This window comes from Streptomyces sp. NBC_00209, from assembly GCF_045206345.1.
In the GTDB taxonomy this organism is placed as follows: Bacteria; Actinomycetota; Actinomycetes; order Streptomycetales; family Streptomycetaceae; genus Streptomyces.
In genome coordinates this window covers 933,168-950,834 of record NZ_CP108121.1, presented here as the reverse complement: position 1 = coordinate 950,834, position 17,667 = coordinate 933,168, and the positions used below count along the sequence as shown (strand labels likewise).

Genomic DNA, 17,667 nt, shown 5'->3' with positions numbered 1-17,667 from the left:
CACGCCGCCGGGTGCGAGGGTCGTGCCGGACCCCCGCACTCCGTCTCCCCGAAAGGCCCCGCCGTGCCCGACGCCCTCGATGTCGTGATCTGCGAACCCCTGCGCACCCCCATCGGCCGCTTCGGCGGGGTGTTCGCCGGGGAGAAGCCGGCCGCCCTCGCGGCCCGGGTCATCGCCGAGGTCGTCGCCCGGACCGGCATCGACCCCGACCGGGTGGATGAGGTGATCCTCGGCCACTCCTACCCGTCGGCGGAGGCCCCCGCGATCGGCCGGGTCGCCGCCCTGGACGCCGGGCTCCCGCAGTCGGTGACCGGCCTCCAGACCGACCGCCGCTGCGGCTCCGGGCTCCAGGCGGTCCTGGACGCGGCGATGCAGATCCGGGCCGGGTTCAGCGAGGTCGTCATCGCGGGCGGCGTCGACGTGATGAGCGGCGCCCCGTACTACACGCACGACGGGCGCTGGGGCATCAAGGGCCCCGGCCTCCAGCTCCACGACGCGCTCGCCCGGGGCCGGGTCACCGCGGGCGGCGTCCACCACCCGGTGCCCGGCGGCATGATCGAGACCGCCGAGAACCTGCGCCGGGCGTACGGGATCAGCCGCGAGGACCAGGACGCGCTGGCCCTGCGCTCGCAGCGGCGGGCGGGTCTGGCCGCCGCCGAGGGCCGGTACGGGAAGGAGACGGTCCCCGTCACCGTACGGACCAGGAAGGGCGAGACGGTGATCTCCACCGACGAGCACCCCCGCCCCGACACCACCGCCGAACAACTCGCCGCGCTCCGCCCGGTCATGCTCAAGTCCGACCCGGAGGCCACCGTCACCGCGGGCAACGCCAGCGGCCAGAACGACGCGGCGGCCGCCTGCCTGGTGACGAGCGCCGCCACCGCCGGACGCCTCGGCCTCACCCCGCTCGTCCGGCTGGTCTCCTTCGCCCGGGCCGGGGTGCCCGCCGCGACCATGGGCCTCGGCCCCGTCCCCGCGACGGAGGCCGCGCTCGGCCGCGCCGGGCTCACGCTCGCCGACCTCGACCTGATCGAGCTGAACGAGGCGTTCGCCGCCCAGGTCCTGGCCTGCACCCGCGAGATGGGCCTCGGCGAGAAGGACCACGAGGAGCGGATCAACGTGAACGGCTCCGGCGTCTCGCTGGGCCACCCGGTCGGCGCGACCGGTGCCCGCATCCTCGCCACGCTCACCCGCGAGCTGCACCGCCGCGAGGCCCGCTACGGCCTGGAGACCATGTGCATCGGCGGCGGCCAGGGCCTCGCGGCGGTCTTCGAGCGCGTGGCGCCCTGACGGCGAGGGCTACCGGGCCGCCGATGTAGCGGGGGAGCAGGCCGGAGATGCCGACTACACCCGCACCCACGCCACGGAGATCGACCGCCACTTCCGGGACGCCGCCGCCCTCGACCTGCCGGTCCTGGCGTACGACGTGCCGGTCCGCGTGCACAGCAAGCTCGACCCGGAACCGCTGCTGCCGCTGGCCGCCGACGGCTCGGTGCCGGGGATCGGCAACGTCGATCCGCACGGGTACGTACGCCCGCACGAGGCCGCGGTGCGCGGTGACTGGGCGGCCGCGCGCGCCGAACAGGACCGCCTGGTCGCGCTGTTCGACATCGTGCGCGCCGCCCGCCCGGGCACGGCGTCGGCCACTGCGGCGGGACTCGGCGCGGTCTGACCCGTACGCCGCACGGGGCGCCGAAGACAAAAGGTCCGGCCGGACAGCTCAGGGCTGTCGGGCCGGACCTCTTCGTGCTCGGGGGAGCGTCAGCTCACTTCTTCGCGGCGCGGGCGCGGCGCATCAGCAGGCCGCCACCGAGCACCAGCGCGGCGCTGGCGCCACCGGCGATGCCCAGGTTCTCGTTGGCACCGGTGTGCGCCATCTGCGGCGGCTTGTGGTGCTTCGGAGGGGTGTGGTGCTTCGGAGGGGTGTGGTGCCAACCGGTGTGGGTCGGCGGGTTGTGCGTGGGCGGGTTCTCCGTGGGCGGGGTCGGCGGGTTGTGGTGGTGGCTGGGCGGGCAGTCGTCGTTGTGGTGGTGCACCGGCGGCTTCGGGGGCTTCGGCGGGTGGTGCGGCTTCGGCGGGTTGTGGTGGTGGCTCGGCGGGCAGTCACCGTCGTGGTGGTGCACCGGCGGCTTCGGGGGCTTCGGCGGGTGGTGCGGCTTCGGCGGCTTGTGCTCGTGGCCGCAGTTGCAGTCGTGGTCGTGGTGACCCTTCGGCGGCTTGTGGTGCGGGGGCTTGTGGTGGTGCGGGGGGTTGTGCGGCGGGTGCTCCGTCGGCGGCTCCTCGGTGGGCGGGTTGCCCTCGTCGCCACCGCCGTTCTGGCACTTGTTGCCGGCGGCCGGGTTCAGCAGGCCGACCACGTTGACGCTGTTGCCGCAGACGTTGACCGGGATGTCGACCGGGGCCTGGACCACGTTGCCCGAGAGCACGCCGGGGGAGCCGGCGGCCACGCCCTGGGCGCTCGCGCCCGAGCCGCCGTCCCCGGAGCCGCCCTTGTTCTCGCACTCGTTGCCGAAGGCGGGGTTGAGCGCGCCGATCACGTTGACCGTGTTGCCGCACACGTTGACGGGCACGTGCACCGGGGCTTGGACGACGTTGCCCGAAGCGACGCCGGGCGAACCGACGGCCGCACCGTCGGCCGTGGCATCGGCGAAGGCATAGCCGCCGGAGGCGGTCAGGATGCCTGACGCCGCCGCCATGACGAGCATGCTTTTACTCAAGGCTTTTCGCATTGGTGCCCTTCCTTGGGACATTTCTCGCGGGCACACGGCCCACAGTTCGTTCATCAGGCGGTGCAGCAGCCGTCGGACCCGCCCATCCAGTAGGCGGCCCTCCTGGCGGAGCGGCTTGACGACACCCATAACGACGCCCGCGTGCAGGGGAAACGTGAATGCCGTGAAGTTTCTGTGCGCACGCGGCGGGGCTGCGAGTGAACGTTTCGTCTCTCGATTTCCGACAGTATTACTCGATCACTTTCGTACGGACGTCCGTGTCTTCCAGGCATTCGGGTGAATGGCGATAACCAAACGTCGGCCCGGCAGTTGTTCAGGGCGCTCCGGCTACGGGGTATCCAGTACGAGAAGGGTTCATCGTGATCAAGAAGGTCCTGGCTACGGGTGCCGTCGCCGCCTCCATCCTCGGGCTCGGCGCCGCGCAGGCGATGGCCATCGGCAACGACGGTGGCACGACCTCGGTCAACGGCAACGGTGCCTCGCAGTCCTTCGGCAACGCCGTGACCAAGGGCGACGGCAGCCCGCAGTTCGACCTGGTCCAGGGCTCGCTGAACAAGCCCTGCGTCGGCCTGCCGCTCAAGGCGAACGTCGGTTCGCTCATCGGCCTCGTCCCGATCGCGGTCCAGGACGTCAACGTCCTGTCCAACCCGCAGAACCAGCAGTGCACCGAGAACTCCACCCAGGCCAAGGGCGACGAGCCGCTGTCGCACATCCTGGACGGCATCCCGGTCCTCTCGGGCAACGGCGCCGGCAACAGCTGATCCGGCCCCCTCCCGGGCCCGGGCCGCCGGTGTTCCTCCTCCGGGCGGCCCGGGCCCCCCGTCGCCCCCGCGCGTGTCGCGCGGGAGCGCGGTCGGCTGACCGAAACTGCATCATTCGGGCGGTATTCGAGCAATCTCCTCGCCGAGCAGTGTCGTATACCGTCCGAAATCGTTACGAATGAAAGTGACGGAGTTACGAGCGATCAGGTCCGCGCTCGTGCGGCACGAAAGCCGTGGCCGCTCCGGACTCCGCACAAGAAAGGGTTTCAAGTGAAGTACACCAAGATCGCCGCCGTCGCCGCCGGTACGCTCATGGCCATGGGTGCCGCCGCCCCGGCCTTCGCCGACTCGGGCGCCGAGGGTGCGGCCGTCGGCTCCCCGGGTGTCATCTCCGGCAACACCATCCAGGTGCCGGTCCACATCCCGGTCAACGTCTGCGGCAACACCATCGACGTCATCGGCCTGCTGAACCCGGCCTTCGGCAACGCCTGCGTCAACGACTGATCCACCCGCCGAATTCTCTCGGCTCGAAAAGCCCCGGCCCGCGCTCTCAGCGGTCCGGGGCTTTTCCCGTGCCCGGAACCAAACCGGGTCCGGAACTTTTCCGTGCCCGGACTCCGAGAAATCCCGTGCCGTCCAGTTTCCCCGCCGTATCCGGTTCGTTAGCCAGGAAAAGGGCGGCCGGGGACAGGGCCAAAGAAGGCCCGTGCGGCGCGGGGACGCGACCGGAACGGCCGCCGCTGAGAAGGGAACCCGAAAGTGAAGTACGCGAAGTCCGCCGCGCTCCTCGCCGGTTCCGTGGTCGCACTCGGCACGGCTGCTCCCGCCTTCGCCGTCACCACGACCACGGCCCCCAACTTCAGCCTCGACGGAGGCGTCAACCAGGTGACGGCGGCGGCCCCGCAGGTGGTCGACCCGGTGCTCGACACCGTCAGCGGCGCCGCCGAACGCCTGCACGAGGACGGCACCGTCTCGAAGGTCACCGGCCAGGCCACCGACGCGGCGAAGGGCGCGGCCCCGCTGCTCGGCGGTCTCCCGCTCACGAACTGATCCGCACCTTTCGGGTGACGTGCCACAACCATTCCCTCCCCGCCGAGTTGATCAGTGCGCTCGGCACCGGCGGGCAACCAGAGAAAACCAGAAGGGCAGTTTCATGATCAAGAAGATGATGGCCTCCGCGGCCGTCGCCGCATCGATCGTCGGCGTCTCCGCCGCGGTCGCCCCGTCGGCCATGGCCATCGGCAACGACCAGGGCACCACCACCGTCAACGGCAACGGTGCCATGCAGGCGTACGGCAACTCCGCCACCCACGGTGACTGGAGCCCGCAGTTCGCGCTCATCCAGGGCTCGCTCAACAAGCCCTGCATCGCCCTGCCGGCCAAGGCCAACGTGGGCTCGCTGCTCGGTGTCGTGCCGATCTCGGTCCAGGACGTCAACGTCCTGTCCTCGCCGCAGAACCAGCAGTGCACCGAGAACTCCACCCAGGCCAAGGGCGACGAGGCCCTGTCGCACATCCTGGACGACATCCCGATCCTCTCGGGCAACGGTGCCGGCAACAACTGACCGGTACTGACGGCGCACCACACGCGGCCCGGCGGTCGCCCGAAAGGGCGGCTCGCTGGGCCGCTTGCCGTAGTGCGGGCGGCCGTTCCGCGCCGCAACGGGTAGGGCCTCCGCATGGACCAGCACCACAGCCGGCAGCCCGGCAGCGCAACCCCGATCTACGACCGGCTCCTCGCCGAGTGGCGGGCCGCCCACGCCGAACCGGCCCCGGACCCCGGTCCTGCCCACGCCGGCGGACTCGTGCCCCCGGCCCGCACCTCGGCCGAGGCGGGCGGCCGGGGCTGACGCGGCGGCGTCGAACTCATGCGGGATCGAACCCATTTGAGTGGATCAGCGGAACCGAAGCGTCCGCCCGGGGTTGATCAGTACGTTCCAAACGGAACGCTCCGAAAGGTGAAGCGTGATGAAGAAGATGATGGCCGGCGCGGCAGTGGCCGTGTCCCTGGTCGGCCTGTCGGCCGCCGCGGCCCCCTCGGCCATGGCGATCGGCGATGACGGAGGCACCACCTCGGTCAACGGCAACGGCGCCGCCAGCTCCTACGGCAACGCCGAGACCCAGGGCGACGGCAGCCCGCAGGCCCAGCTCATCCAGGGCTCGCTCAACGACCTGTGCGTGGGTGCCCCGGTCAAGGCCAACGTGGGCTCCCTCGTGGGTCTGCTGGTGCCCGTCGCGGTCCAGGACGTCAACGTCCTGTCCAACCCGCAGAACCAGCAGTGCGCCGACAACTCCACCCAGGCCAAGGGCGACGAGCCCCTGTCGCACCTGGTGGACGACATCCCGGTCCTCTCCGGGAACGGCGTCGCCAACGACTGACTGCGCATCGCGCCCGCGTCGTCCGTCCTGTGCGGCGCGGGCGCGTACGGCATGACGGAGGCCCACCACCCTCGCCGGGTGGTGGGCCTCTTCCGTGGACCGGGTCAGCCGAGGCTGCGGACCGGGAGCACGCAGTGCGCCGAGGTCGCGATGGTGTCCGGGTCGCCCGCGAAGGCGCGCAACTCCGCCTCGCCGATGGGGAGCCCGGGCGCGCCCTGCGGCCAGGGGCGGGTAGCGAACATCGCGTGCACCTCGCCCTGTTCGTTCGCCGCCGCCAGCCACTCGGGCGGCACCGGGTACTGCGCCTTGAAGTGCGGCAGGGTCAGGACGGCCTGGCCGGCCTGGACGAGGAGCTTCACGGGGAGCCCCGGCGTCTCGTCGGCCCGCACCGGCGCACCGCCGACGGGGAGTCCGCAGCGTTGCAGCGCGAGCCGCATGGCGTGCTCGCCGGCCGCCGGGCCGTCCGATCCGTCGCCCAGCGAGTAGGCGAGCAGGAAGGCGGCGTCGCGCCCGCTCTGCCGGTACTCGCCGCTCCAGCCGATCAGGATGAGGGTGCCCAACTGGGCCTGGGTGAACGAGCCGGTGGCTGTCTGGGGGGAGGTCATGTGCGGCACCCTAACCGTCCGCGACCGGTCCAACTCCATGCGTATCACCCGATCGGGGGACGACTGCCACAACGGGGTCCGCGCGAAATAATCCCTTGAGCCGCCGGACCGCCGGGGGCTAAGGTGTGCGAAGAGACGGACGGCGGAACTGCCGCCGGTACCGGACCTGGACGAAAGCGGAGGTGAGGACATTGACGACGGTCGTTGCGGTGGGCGCTGCCCACGAGTCGAAGTTCCTCTGTGTCACCTCCGTGGCCACCGGCTGACCTCTTCGCGCCCTCACGCGCACCGCCGGGCCACCCTGTGAAGGGTTTCCCTTGTCTCTCCCGTCCTTCTCCACCTTCTCCTCCTCCCTCTCCACCGCTTCGCACCCGCTTGCCGCCTACGGCTGGGACGACGACTGGGCCGCCGAGTTCGCCCCGTACGCCGCCCAGGGACTGGTGCCCGGACGCGTGGTGCGGGTGGACCGCGGGCGCTGCGACATCGTCACGCCCGAGGGCACGATCTGGGCGGACACCGCCTTCGTCGTGCCGCGCGACCCGATGCGGATCATCTGCACCGGCGACTGGGCGGCCGTCGACGCCGACGGCGACCCGCGGTTCGTCCGTACGCTGCTGCCGCGGCGCACCGCCTTCGTACGCTCCACCTCGTCCAAGCGCTCCGAGGGCCAGGTGCTCGCCACCAACGTCGACCACATCGTCATCTGCGTCTCGCTGGCCGTGGAGCTGGACCTGGGCCGCGTCGAGCGGTTCCTGGCCCTCGCCATGTCCAGCTCCGGCGGTGACGCGCTGCTCGGCGACGCCGCCGGGGCCGGGGAGCGGACCGCCGAACCGGTCGTCGTCCTCACCAAGGCCGACCTGGTCCCGGACGCGGTCACCCTCTCCCACCTGGTCCAGGACATCGAGCACATCGCGCCCGGTGTGCAGGTGCTCCCGGTCAGCTCCGCCACCGGCGAGGGCATCGACGTGTTCTCCGCGATCGTCTCCGGCGGTACGAGTGTGCTGCTCGGGGCCTCCGGCGCCGGCAAGTCCACCCTCGCCAACACGCTGCTCGGCGAGGACGTGATGGAGGTCCAGGCCGCCCGCGACGTGGACGGCAAGGGCCGGCACACCACCACCACCCGCAACCTGCTCGTGCTGCCCACCGGCGGGGTCCTCATCGACACCCCCGGACTGCGCGGGGTCGGCCTCTGGGACGCCGGGGTCGGCGTCGGCCAGGTCTTCTCGGAGATCGAGGAGCTGGCCGAGGGCTGCCGGTTCCACGACTGCGGCCACGAGGCGGAGCCCGGCTGCGCCGTGCGGGAGGCCATCGAGGACGGCACGCTGCCCGAGCGCCGCTTCGACAGCTACCGCAAGCTCCAGCGCGAGAACCAGCGCATCGTCGCCAAGACCGACGCCCGCGCCCGGGCCGAGATCCGGCGCGACTGGAAGCGCAAGGGGGCCGAGGGCCGGGCCGCGATGGACGCCAAGCGCGGCCGGATCCGGTAGCCGGACCACCCCTGGTCGACGTCCGAAAACCGCGAGTGACGGTGCCCGGCGGGGCGCACACTGGACGGTGTGATGGACGAACAGACCAGGTACGAGGCGGTCAGCAGCCGCGACGCCCGTTTCGACGGCGAGTTCTTCTTCGCCGTCGAGACGACCGGCATCTACTGCCGGCCGAGCTGCCCCGCCGTGACCCCCAAGCGGAGGAACGTCCGCTTCTACCCGACAGCGGCGGCCGCCCAGACCAACGGCTTCCGGGCGTGCCGCCGCTGCCGCCCGGACGCCGTCCCCGGCTCCGCCGACTGGAACGTCCGGGCCGATGTCGTCGGACGCGCCATGCGGATGATCGGCGACGGTGTGGTGGACCGGGAAGGCGTCCCCGGGCTCGCCCACCGGCTCGGCTACAGCTCCCGCCAGGTACAGCGCCAGCTCAACGCGGAACTGGGCGCCGGACCCGTCGCCCTGGCCCGCGCCCAGCGCGCCCACACCGCCCGGATCCTGCTCCAGACCACGGCCCTGCCCGTCACCGAGATCGCCTTCGCGGCCGGGTTCGGCAGCCTGCGCCAGTTCAACGACACCGTCCGGCAGATCTACGCCCGCACCCCGAGCGCCCTGCGCGCGGAAGCCGGTACGGGGCTGGGCATCGCGGTCCGCCAGGCCGGCACCACCGGCATCCCGCTCCGGCTCGCCCACCGGGGGCCGTACGCCGCCGGTGACGTCTTCGACCTGCTCGCCGCCGGTCCGGTCGACCGCGTCGAGGAGATCGCCGGGGAGCCCGGCCGCCGGACCTACCGGCGCACGCTGCGCCTCCCGTACGGCACCGCCGTCACCTCCGTGGACGAGCGCTCCGCCGGGGACTGGCTGGACGCCCGCATCCACCTCACCGACCTGCGCGACCTGACCACGGCCGTCCAGCGGCTGCGCCGGCTCCTCGACCTGGACGCCGACCCGTACGCCGTGGACGAGCTGCTGTCCGCCGACCCCGCGCTCGCCCCGGACGTCGCGGCCCGGCCTGGCGTGCGCTCGCCGGGTGCGGCCGACGCCGAGGAGTTCGCCGTGCGGGCCCTGGTGGGCGACGCGGCGGCGGGGAAGCTGGTCGAGGAGTACGGCAAGGCGCTGGACGTGCCGTGCGGTGCGCTGACCCACGTCTTCCCCGAGCCGGCCGTGCTCGCCGAGGCGGCCGGTGACCCGGCCGTGCGGGCCCTGGCGACCGCGCTCGCCGACGGCACCGTACGCCTGGACGCGGGCGCCGACCGCGACGAGGCCGAGCAGGCGCTCCTCCGGCTGCCCGGCATCGCCCCCGCCACCGCCGCGCTGATCCGGATGCGCGGACTGGGCGACCCGGACGTGGACCCGTACGGCACCCCGGGCGCGAGCGGCTGGCGCCCCTGGCGCTCGTACGGGGTACGGCGGGCCAGGTCCTGGGGTCAGCCCCAGATCAGCGCGCCCAGCCAGGCGCCCGTCACCAGCAGGCACGCGTAGAGCTCCACGAGCACCGAGTAGCCGGTCGCCCGCATCACCGTGCGGACAGACGTCCAGCCCGCGCCCCGGCTGCCGAGGCGCAGCCGCTCCGCCCCGAAGATCACGCCGACGTATCCGACGGCCGCCCCGACGACGGGCAGCACGAAGAAGCCGACGATCGCGCCGAGCCCGCCCAGCAGCAGCGTCCGGCGCGGGGCCCCCGACTCACGGGGCCGGCGCGGCGGCAGCAGCGGTTTGAGCGCCTGGTTGAGCAGGAGCAGCACGGTGGCGCCGATCAGCACGGCCCACGCGGTCGGGGTCGTGTCGGTGAACGCCCACCACAGGACGGCGGCCCAGACGATCGCCGGCCCCGGTACGCCCGGCACCAGCACACCGATCAGACCGAGCAGCATCACCAGTCCGACGGCGACGAGCTGCCACACACTCATCTGACCAGCGTGCCGGAGTCCACCGGGTCCCGCCCGTTCTGACCAGCGGTCCTACCGGGCCACCCAGCCCCGTTCGTACGCGTGCCAGCCGAGCTGGAGCCGCGTGGAGACGCCGGTCAGCTCCATCAGGCCCTTGACCCGGCGCTGCACGGTCCGCAGGCCCAGGTCCAGCTGCTTGGCGACGCTCGCGTCGGTCAGGCCGGCCAGGAGCAGCGACAGGATCTCCAGATCCGTCGGGTCCGGGCCGCCCGGTTCCTCCAGGACCGCGCCCCTCTCGCCGAGCCGCAGCGGCATGGCCTCCCGCCACACCGCCTCGAAGAGCCCGGTCAGCGATTCCAGCAGCCCCGACGCGTGCACCACCAGCGCGGCGGGCTCCGCGCCGCGCCCGGTCAGCGGCACCATGGCCAGCGCCCGGTCGGCGATCACCAGCTTCGTCGGGACCCGGGGGACGACCCGGCACTGCTCGTCTCGGCTGAGCGCCGCCGACAGCTCCGTGATCCCGGACTCCAGGCCCAGCACCTCGCGCTCCACGACCACCCGGAACGAGACGCCGCGCGCGGCCGCCTCCTCCTCCGACTCGTTGTCCAGGCCGCTGACCGCGATCGGCTTCCCGGTGACCAGCGCGCACACCTCGCTCGTCGCGCCCAGCTGGAGCTGGTGGAAGCGGTGGGCCACCGCGCTCGCCCCGGTGACCACCTCGACCAGGTCGTGGACGGCCGGTTCGGCGGCGTCGGCGCGGTACTCCTCGGCGAGCAGGACCGCCGCCAGCTCGGCCTGTTCCAGCTGATGGCGCTGCTGGGTGAGCAGGGCCCCCAGGGCGACCCCGGGCGGAGCCGCGACCCAGCGGCCCGTGCGGGCGGAGGACTGGGCGGCCAGGCCGTGCTGCTCCAGCCTGCGCAGTGCGCGTTCCGTGTCCCGCTCGGGGAGCGCCAGCCGGTGCGAGAGGTCGGACACCTCGGCGGCTCCCAGCGCCACGAGTGCGCGGTAGGCCGACTCCTGCCTCTCGTCAAGACCTATGGCTGCCAGCATCCCGACCCCTCCCCTGACCAGTGCGTACGCGTGCGGCGCACCCCTGTGGCGAGAAGTCGCCACGGCGTGATTTCGCCACGGCACATCATCGCCGTACCGTGCGCCACTCTGCCAATGTGGCGGCACAGCGGGCCCGGCTGCCTTGTCCGGTATCCGCTCCCCGGACCGGTCTGCCGGGCGTCCTTCCCGTGGGGGGTGGGGTCGCCCGGCGGACCCATTTTCCGGATGCCCGTTTTCGCAGGGCCCCCGCGGTCGACAATAAGGACATGAGTCAGCAGGGGGAGAAGCCCGCGGCCCACGAGGACGACTGGTGGCGCAGGCTGTACGACGAATCCGCCCCGGACGTCGGGGCGAGCCGGGCGGCCGACAGTCTTGACGACCGATTCGACTCGGCGTCGGACACGGTGGCGTCCGGGAAGAGCGCGGCCCACGGGACGCCGGGCGAGATACCCGGGCCCAGGGAGGAGCCGTGGCCGATGGGGCCGGCGGCGGTCACCCGGTCGGCGGACACGGGGCCGGACACCCCGTCGGGCGTGGTCGCGCGGCCGCCGGGGGAGACGCCGCCGGAGCCGGCCGCCCGCGCGCCGTGGGACGTGCAGGCGCCGCCCCGCGCGCCGTGGGAGCCGATGACCGGGCCCGCGTTCCCGCGCACCTTTCCGGGACCACCGGCCCCCGAGCCGCCGCCACCGGCCCCCGAGCCCGAGCCGCCCGCCTTCGAGGATCCCCGGGTTTCCGCCGGGCGCGAAGCGCCCCCGCTGCCCAGGCGGCCCGTCACCGAGCGGGCCGAGGCCGACGAACCCGCCCCGGACGAGGCACCGGCGGAGCCGGCCGCCGCGCCCCCGCCCCGGGTCGCCCACGTCGGGGCCCGGCCGCCCACCTACGACGCCGAGCCCACGGCGCTGCCCGCCACCGACCCGTACGCACTCGACCGTGTCGTCCCGGACACGGTGCTGGACGGTGCCACGTACGGCACGTACGCGCTGCGCGCCACGTCCGTACGCGGTGACTCGGCCCGGTTCCGGGGCGAGCCGCGCCGGGACGCGCTGCTGACGGCGCGTTTCGGGAACGGGGAGAGCGCGCTGGTGCTGGTGGCCGTCGCGGGTGCGTCGCGGGGCGCGGAGGGGGCGCACACGGCGGCGGCCGACGCCTGCCGCTGGATCGGCGAGGCGGTCGGGCGCAGCCACGCCCGGCTCTCCGACGACATAAGGGCGGGCCGCCGCGCCGACCTGAAGTCCGGGCTCCACCGGCTCACCGACCGCGCCTTCGGCAAGCTGCGCGCCCGCGCCGCCGAACTGGGCGTCGAGCCGGACGCGTACACCGCGAGTCTGCGCTGCCTGCTGCTGTCCGCCGACCCCGACTGCCGCACCCGCGTCTTCTTCGGCATCGGCGCCGGCGGCCTCTTCCGGCTCCGCGACGGCAGCTGGCACGACCTGGAACCGGCGCTGCCGCCGCCCGCCGCGCCGGCCGGGGAGCCCGTGGTCGGCTTCGGGTCGTCCGGGCCCGAGAGCGGGCCCGACGGCGACCGGCTGACCATGGACCTGGACATCGTCACCGGCCCCGCCCCGTATGTCGAGGACCCGCTGCCGCCCCCTGCGGAACCGTTCCGCTTCCGCGCCTCCGTCGCCCGGCCGGGGGACACCCTGCTGCTGTGCGGGGCGGGCCTCGCCGAACCGCTGCGCGGCGAACCGGAGCTGGCCGCCGAGCTCGCCACGCGCTGGTCGCCCGAGGAGGCGCCGGGGCTCGGAGCGTTCCTCGCGGACACCCAGATCCGGGTGAAGGGGTACGCGGACGACCGGACGGCGGTCGGCGTCTGGGAGGCGTAACCGGGCACGCCATGGGTTGATGGATTCCGGATACCCGTCCGGGCCGGGGTTTGACGCCCCGTGTCCCGGACAGCCGGACGTGCACGGAGCACAGGCAGAGGGAGTGCGTCACCCATGGCCAAGCAGAACGTGTCGGAGCAGTTCGTCGACATCCTCGCCCGGGCGGGCGTCAAACGCCTGTACGGGGTCGTCGGAGACAGCCTCAACCCGGTGGTCGACGCCGTACGGCGGCACGCGGACATCGAGTGGATCCAGGTCAGGCACGAGGAGACGGCGGCGTTCGCGGCCGGCGCCGAGGCGCAGATCACCGGGGACCTCGCGGCCTGCGCCGGGTCGTGCGGGCCCGGCAACCTGCACCTCATCAACGGCCTGTACGACGCCCACCGCTCGATGGCCCCCGTGCTGGCGCTGGCCTCGCACATCCCGTCCAGCGAGATCGGCCTCAACTACTTCCAGGCGACCCACCCCGAGCTGCTCTTCCAGGAGTGCAGCCACTACAACGAGATGATCTCCAACCCGCAGCAGATGCCCCGGCTGCTCCAGACCGCCATCCAGCACGCGGTCGGCCAGGGCGGGGTCAGCGTCGTGACCATGCCGGGCGACGTCGCCGGGCAGGCCGCGCCCGAGCGGTCCGCCGAGCACGCCCTGGTCACCTCGCGCCCCACCGTGCGGCCGGGCGACGCCGAGATCGAGAAGCTGTGCCGGATGGTGGACGAGGCCAAACGGGTGACGCTGTTCTGCGGCAGCGGCACGGCGGGCGCGCACGCCGAGGTGATGGAGTTCGCCGAGCGGATCAAGTCCCCGGTCGGGCACGCCCTGCGCGGCAAGGAGTGGATCCAGTACGACAATCCGTACGACGTCGGCATGAGCGGGCTGCTCGGCTACGGCGCCGCCTACGAGGCCACCCACGAGTGCGATCTGCTGATCCTGCTCGGCACGGACTTCCCGTACAACGCCTTCCTGCCCGACGACGTGAAGATCGTGCAGGTCGATGTGCGGCCGGAACACCTCGGCCGGCGCACCAAGCTGGACCTGGCCGTCTGGGGCGACGTCCGCGAGACGCTGCGCTGCCTCACGCCCCGGGTGAAGGCGAAGTCCGACCGCAAGTTCCTCGACCGGATGCTCAAGAAGCACGCCGACGCGCTGGAGGGCGTGGTCAAGGCGTACACCCGAAAGGTCGAGAAGCACGTCCCGATCCACCCCGAGTTCGTGGCCTCGGTGCTGGACGAACTCGCCGACGACGACGCCGTGTTCACCGTCGACACCGGCATGTGCAACGTCTGGGCGGCCCGTTATCTGACACCCAACGGCAAGCGGAGGGTGATCGGTTCGTTCAGCCACGGCTCGATGGCCAACGCGCTGCCGCAGGCGATCGGCGCCCAGTTCACCGACCGGAACCGGCAGGTCGTCTCGATGTCGGGCGACGGCGGATTCACCATGCTGATGGGCGACTTCCTGACCCTCGTCCAGTACAACCTGCCGGTCAAGGTGGTCCTGTTCAACAACTCATCCCTGGGCATGGTCGAGTTGGAGATGCTGGTCGGCGGCCTGCCGTCGTTCGGGACGACCTACAAGAACCCGGACTTCGCGGCCGTGGCGCGCGCGGCGGGGGCCTACGGCGTCCGCGTCGAGAAGCCCAAGGAGCTGACGAGCGCGCTCAAGGACGCCTTCAAGCACAAGGGTCCGGCGCTGGTCGATGTCGTCACCGACCCCAACGCGCTCTCCATCCCGCCCAGGATCAGCGCGGACATGGTGACCGGCTTCGCCCTGTCCGCCAGCAAGATCGTGCTCGATGGCGGGGTGGGCCGGATGCTCCAGATGGCCCGCTCCAACCTTCGCAACGTACCCCGGCCGTAGGCCCCCAGCGACCTGACAGAGTCTCACAAGCGCCTTTGGGTCGCCCTCTTGGCGGGCTCGGAGCCATGTGACATATTACTGATGTGTTCACGAGACAGCCTCTGGATGTCGTCGTCGTCGGAGCCGGGGTCGTCGGCGCCGCCTGCGCGTACTACGCCACCCGGTCCGGCCTCTCGGTCGCGGTGGTGGACGGCGGACCCGTCGCCGGTGGCACCACCGGGGCGGGGGAGGGGAACCTCCTGGTCTCCGACAAGCCGCCCGGGCCCGAACTCGACCTCGCCCGGCTCTCCGCCGCCCTCTGGCGCGAGCTGTCCCAGGTCCTGCCCCGGGCGGTCGAGTACGAGCAGAAGGGCGGCCTCGTCGTCGCGGCGGACGAGCGGTCCCTCGCGACCCTGACCGCGACCGCCGCCGGACAGGCCGGGGCAGGGGTACGCACCACCGCCGTCGCCCCGCACGAACTGCCCGCGCTGGAACCGCACCTCGCCCCCGGCCTCGCGGGCGGCGTCCTCTACCCGGAGGACGCCCAGGTCCAGCCCGCCCTCGCCGCGGCCCACCTGATCCGCGCCGCCCGCGACGCCGGGGCGGCCCTGCACACCGGCCGCCCGGTCACCGCCGTGCTCACCGGCCCCACGGGCGCGGTGCGCGGCGTCCGCACCGGTGCCGGCGACCTGCTCGCCCCGGCCGTGGTCAACGCGACGGGCGTACGGGGCGGCGAGTTCGCCGCGCTCGCCGGGGTGGAGCTGCCCGTCCTGCCCCGGCGCGGGTTCGTCCTGGTGACCGAGCCGCTGGCGCCGCTGATCCGGCACAAGGTGTACGCCGCCGAGTACGTGGCCGACGTGTCCAGCGCGTCGGCCGCCCTCCAGACGTCACCGGTCGTGGAGGGCACCGCCGCCGGGCCCGTCCTCATCGGCGCCAGCCGCGAACGGGTCGGCTTCGACCGCACCCTGTCCGTGCCGGTGATCAGCAGGCTGGCCGACGCGGCCGCCGCGCTGTTCCCGGTCCTCGGGGCCGCCCGGGTCCTCCGCGCCTACCACGGCTTCCGCCCGTACCTGCCCGACCACCTCCCCGCCATCGGGCCCGACCGCCGGGTCCCCGGCCTCTTCCACGCCTGCGGCCATGAGGGCGCGGGCATCGGCCTCGCCCCGGCGACGGCGGCGCTGGTCACGGCGGCGATCCGGGGCGAGGAACCGCCCCTGGACGCGGAGCCGTTCCGGCCGGACCGCTTCGGGGCGGACACCGGCTGCGGGTGAGCCGTCGGCCTTCCCCTGAGCCGCCCGCCCCTCCCCGTACCGCCCGATCCACGAGACAGGAGCCCCGGTGAGACGAGCACGCCGACGCGACCCCGCCCGCACCCCGACCGGACAGGCCCTGGCCGGGGCCGAACCGGGGCCCGGCTTCGAGATCACCTTCGACGGGCGCCCGGTGCCCGCCCTGCCCGGACAGAGCATCGTGGCCGCGCTGTGGGCCGCCTCTGTCCTCAGCTGGCGTACCACCCGGGTCAACGGGCGGCCCAGGGGCGCGTTCTGCGGGATCGGCTCCTGCTTCGAGTGCCTGGCCACGGTCAACGGGCGCCCCAACCTGCGGGCCTGCCTGCTGCCCGCCCACCCCGGCGACGCCGTCACCACCCAGGAAGGCAACGGACATGCCGCACCCCGACCCTGACCGCGCCGAGGTCGCCGTGGTGGGCGCGGGACCGGCCGGGCTCGCCGCCGCCGTCACCGCCGCCGACGCCGGGCTCGACGTGCTGCTGATCGACGCGGCCGACGCCCCCGGCGGCCAGTACTACCGCGCACCCGCCCCCGGTCTCGGCGCCACCCGCCCGGAGGCCCTGCACCACGGCTGGGGCACGTTCACCGCGCTCACCGCCCGCCTCGACCGGCACCGCGCCACCGGGCGGGTGCGGCACCTCGGCGGCCACCAGGTCTGGGCGGTGACGCGGACCGGCGAGGACTGGACCCTGCACGCGCTCACCGGGCCCGACAGCGGTGACGGGGCCGCCCCACGCGCCCGCCGCCTCGTGATCGCGACCGGTGCCGTCGAGCGCCAACTCCCCTTCCCCGGCTGGACCCTGCCCGGTGTGGTCGGCGCGGCCGGGACGCAGGCCATGCTCAAGTCGGGGCTCGTGCTGCCCGGCCGCCGCGTCGTCGTCGCCGGGAGCGGGCCGCTGCTCCAGGCCGTCGCCCTCTCCCTGGCCAGGGCCGGGGCCCGGGTGCCCGCACTGGTGGAGGCCGCCGGCTACGGGGCGTACGCCCGCGCACCCCAGACCCTGGCCGCGAACCCCGGCCGGCTCGCGGAGGGCGTCCGCCACCGGGCGGGCCTCGCCCGGTACGGGGTACGGATGCTCACGCACCGGGCCGTCACCGCCGTCCACGGCACCGAACGGGTGGAAGGGGTCACGGTCAGCCGGCTCGACGCCGCCTGGCGGCCCGTGCCGGGGACCGGGCGGCGCATCGACTGCGACGCGCTCGCCGTCGGCCACGGCCTCGTCCCGCAACTGGACCTCGCCCTCGGCCTCGGCTGCGCCACCCGCGCCGGCACGGACGGCTCGGCGGTCCTGGAGGTCGACGCGCAGCTGCGTACCACCGTGCCCGGAGTCTGGGCCGCCGGCGAGACCGGAGGCATCGGCGGGGTCCAACTGGCCTTGGCCGAAGGGGAACTGGCCGCGCTGTCGGTGATCGCCGACGCGCGGGGCGGCCGGGCCCCGGCCCGCGCGGGGGCGCTAGGTCGCCGCCGGCGCCGGATGCGCGGGTTCGCCGGGCTGATGGGCGGCGTGCACCGGCCGGGACCGGGGTGGACCGCGTGGCTCGCCCCGGACACCGAGGTCTGCCGGTGCGAGGAGGTCACCGCCGACGCGGTCCGGACCGCCGTCGCCGAGCTGGGCGCGGGCGACACCCGCACCGCCAAGCTGCTCACCCGGGCCGGCATGGGCTGGTGCCAGGGCCGCACCTGCGGCTTCGCCGTCCGAGCCCTGACCGACCCGCCCGACGCCGACCCAACCCCCGACCGGCGCCCGCTCGCCTGCCCGGTCCCGCTCGCCACGCTCGCCCGCGCCGCCCGGCGCGAGGACACGTGAGCCGCGTACCACCCCGCT

18 protein-coding genes and 1 pseudogene are annotated in these 17,667 nt (G+C 73.7%); 15 read left to right on the top strand and 4 right to left on the bottom strand.

All coding sequences use genetic code 11. From position 1 onward, the window contains the following. Positions 1 to 63 precede the first annotated feature (63 nt). Positions 64 to 1,290 (top strand): acetyl-CoA C-acetyltransferase, encoded by a 1,227-nt coding sequence (locus OG867_RS04215; RefSeq protein ID WP_406282878.1) that lies wholly within the window; start codon positions 64 to 66, stop codon positions 1,288 to 1,290. A 55-nt stretch (positions 1,291 to 1,345) separates the two neighbouring features. Beyond that, a pseudogene (locus OG867_RS04210) lies at positions 1,346 to 1,666 on the top strand (dihydrodipicolinate synthase family protein); the annotation flags it as partial. Between the two features lie 100 nt (positions 1,667 to 1,766). On the opposite strand, the gene OG867_RS04205 reads toward OG867_RS04210, so the two are convergent. Next, positions 1,767 to 2,705: a chaplin gene (locus OG867_RS04205; protein WP_406282875.1), complete on the bottom strand. Its 939-nt coding sequence runs from the start codon at positions 2,703 to 2,705 to the stop codon at positions 1,767 to 1,769. A gap of 383 nt (positions 2,706 to 3,088) precedes the next feature. Between OG867_RS04205 and OG867_RS04200 the strand changes: the two genes are divergently transcribed. The 6 genes from OG867_RS04200 to OG867_RS04175 all read left to right on the top strand — a co-directional run bounded on the left by OG867_RS04200 (position 3,089) and on the right by OG867_RS04175 (position 5,868). Then, positions 3,089 to 3,490 (top strand): rodlin, encoded by a 402-nt coding sequence (locus tag OG867_RS04200; protein WP_018100608.1) that lies wholly within the window; start codon positions 3,089 to 3,091, stop codon positions 3,488 to 3,490. 270 nt (positions 3,491 to 3,760) lie between these two features. Next, positions 3,761 to 3,994: a chaplin gene (locus OG867_RS04195; protein ID WP_018100607.1), complete on the top strand. Its 234-nt coding sequence runs from the start codon at positions 3,761 to 3,763 to the stop codon at positions 3,992 to 3,994. Positions 3,995 to 4,249: 255 nt separating this feature from the next. Continuing rightward, entirely contained in the window at positions 4,250 to 4,540 is a 291-nt protein-coding gene (locus OG867_RS04190; RefSeq protein WP_161206837.1) for a hypothetical protein, read from the top strand. Between the two features lie 103 nt (positions 4,541 to 4,643). Further along, the gene (locus OG867_RS04185; protein ID WP_328903127.1) at positions 4,644 to 5,054 is read left to right on the top strand and encodes a rodlin; all 411 of its coding nucleotides are present in this window, start codon (positions 4,644 to 4,646) and stop codon (positions 5,052 to 5,054) included. A gap of 114 nt (positions 5,055 to 5,168) precedes the next feature. Then, entirely contained in the window at positions 5,169 to 5,339 is a 171-nt protein-coding gene (locus OG867_RS04180; RefSeq protein ID WP_406282870.1) for a hypothetical protein, read from the top strand. Between the two features lie 118 nt (positions 5,340 to 5,457). Next, entirely contained in the window at positions 5,458 to 5,868 is a 411-nt protein-coding gene (locus OG867_RS04175) for a rodlin (RefSeq protein ID WP_328903129.1), read from the top strand. A gap of 104 nt (positions 5,869 to 5,972) precedes the next feature. Here the strand turns inward: OG867_RS04175 and OG867_RS04170 are convergent, their stop codons facing one another. Next, entirely contained in the window at positions 5,973 to 6,473 is a 501-nt protein-coding gene (locus OG867_RS04170; protein WP_328903130.1) for a DUF5949 family protein, read from the bottom strand. A gap of 317 nt (positions 6,474 to 6,790) precedes the next feature. On the opposite strand from OG867_RS04170, the gene rsgA reads away from it, so the two are divergent. After that, complete coding sequence (rsgA, locus tag OG867_RS04165; RefSeq protein ID WP_328903131.1) at positions 6,791 to 7,960, top strand: ribosome small subunit-dependent GTPase A; 1,170 nt, start codon at positions 6,791 to 6,793, stop codon at positions 7,958 to 7,960. Between the two features lie 72 nt (positions 7,961 to 8,032). Continuing rightward, on the top strand, positions 8,033 to 9,439 hold the full coding sequence (locus tag OG867_RS04160) for an AlkA N-terminal domain-containing protein (protein WP_328904512.1): 1,407 nt from the start codon (positions 8,033 to 8,035) through the stop codon (positions 9,437 to 9,439). Here OG867_RS04160 and OG867_RS04155 read toward each other — a convergent pair. Together OG867_RS04155 and OG867_RS04150 are read right to left on the bottom strand one after the other, a co-directional pair. Further along, positions 9,385 to 9,867: a DUF456 domain-containing protein gene (locus OG867_RS04155; protein ID WP_328903132.1), complete on the bottom strand. Its 483-nt coding sequence runs from the start codon at positions 9,865 to 9,867 to the stop codon at positions 9,385 to 9,387. The two genes, OG867_RS04160 and OG867_RS04155, sit on opposite strands and share 55 nt — an antisense overlap. A 51-nt stretch (positions 9,868 to 9,918) precedes the next feature. Beyond that, positions 9,919 to 10,896: a helix-turn-helix domain-containing protein gene (locus tag OG867_RS04150; RefSeq protein ID WP_328903133.1), complete on the bottom strand. Its 978-nt coding sequence runs from the start codon at positions 10,894 to 10,896 to the stop codon at positions 9,919 to 9,921. 266 nt (positions 10,897 to 11,162) lie between these two features. Here OG867_RS04150 and OG867_RS04145 point away from each other — a divergent pair, with 266 nt between their 5' ends. The 5 genes from OG867_RS04145 (at position 11,163) to OG867_RS04125 (ending at position 17,649) form a co-directional block, all read left to right on the top strand. Beyond that, positions 11,163 to 12,719, top strand: a complete 1,557-nt coding sequence (locus OG867_RS04145; protein ID WP_328903134.1) for a protein phosphatase 2C domain-containing protein — start codon at positions 11,163 to 11,165, stop codon at positions 12,717 to 12,719. Between the two features lie 114 nt (positions 12,720 to 12,833). Then, complete coding sequence (locus OG867_RS04140; protein WP_406282864.1) at positions 12,834 to 14,576, top strand: pyruvate dehydrogenase; 1,743 nt, start codon at positions 12,834 to 12,836, stop codon at positions 14,574 to 14,576. An 83-nt stretch (positions 14,577 to 14,659) separates the two neighbouring features. Continuing rightward, positions 14,660 to 15,826 carry an NAD(P)/FAD-dependent oxidoreductase gene (locus OG867_RS04135; RefSeq protein WP_406282861.1) on the top strand — a complete coding sequence of 389 codons (1,167 nt, stop codon included), beginning with the start codon at positions 14,660 to 14,662 and terminating at the stop codon, positions 15,824 to 15,826. Positions 15,827 to 15,893: 67 nt separating this feature from the next. Then, complete coding sequence (locus tag OG867_RS04130; protein WP_406282858.1) at positions 15,894 to 16,238, top strand: (2Fe-2S)-binding protein; 345 nt, start codon at positions 15,894 to 15,896, stop codon at positions 16,236 to 16,238. Beyond that, positions 16,219 to 17,649, top strand: a complete 1,431-nt coding sequence (locus tag OG867_RS04125) for an NAD(P)/FAD-dependent oxidoreductase (RefSeq protein ID WP_328903138.1) — start codon at positions 16,219 to 16,221, stop codon at positions 17,647 to 17,649. The genes OG867_RS04130 and OG867_RS04125 overlap by 20 nt, the downstream gene beginning before the upstream one ends. Positions 17,650 to 17,667 lie beyond the last annotated feature (18 nt).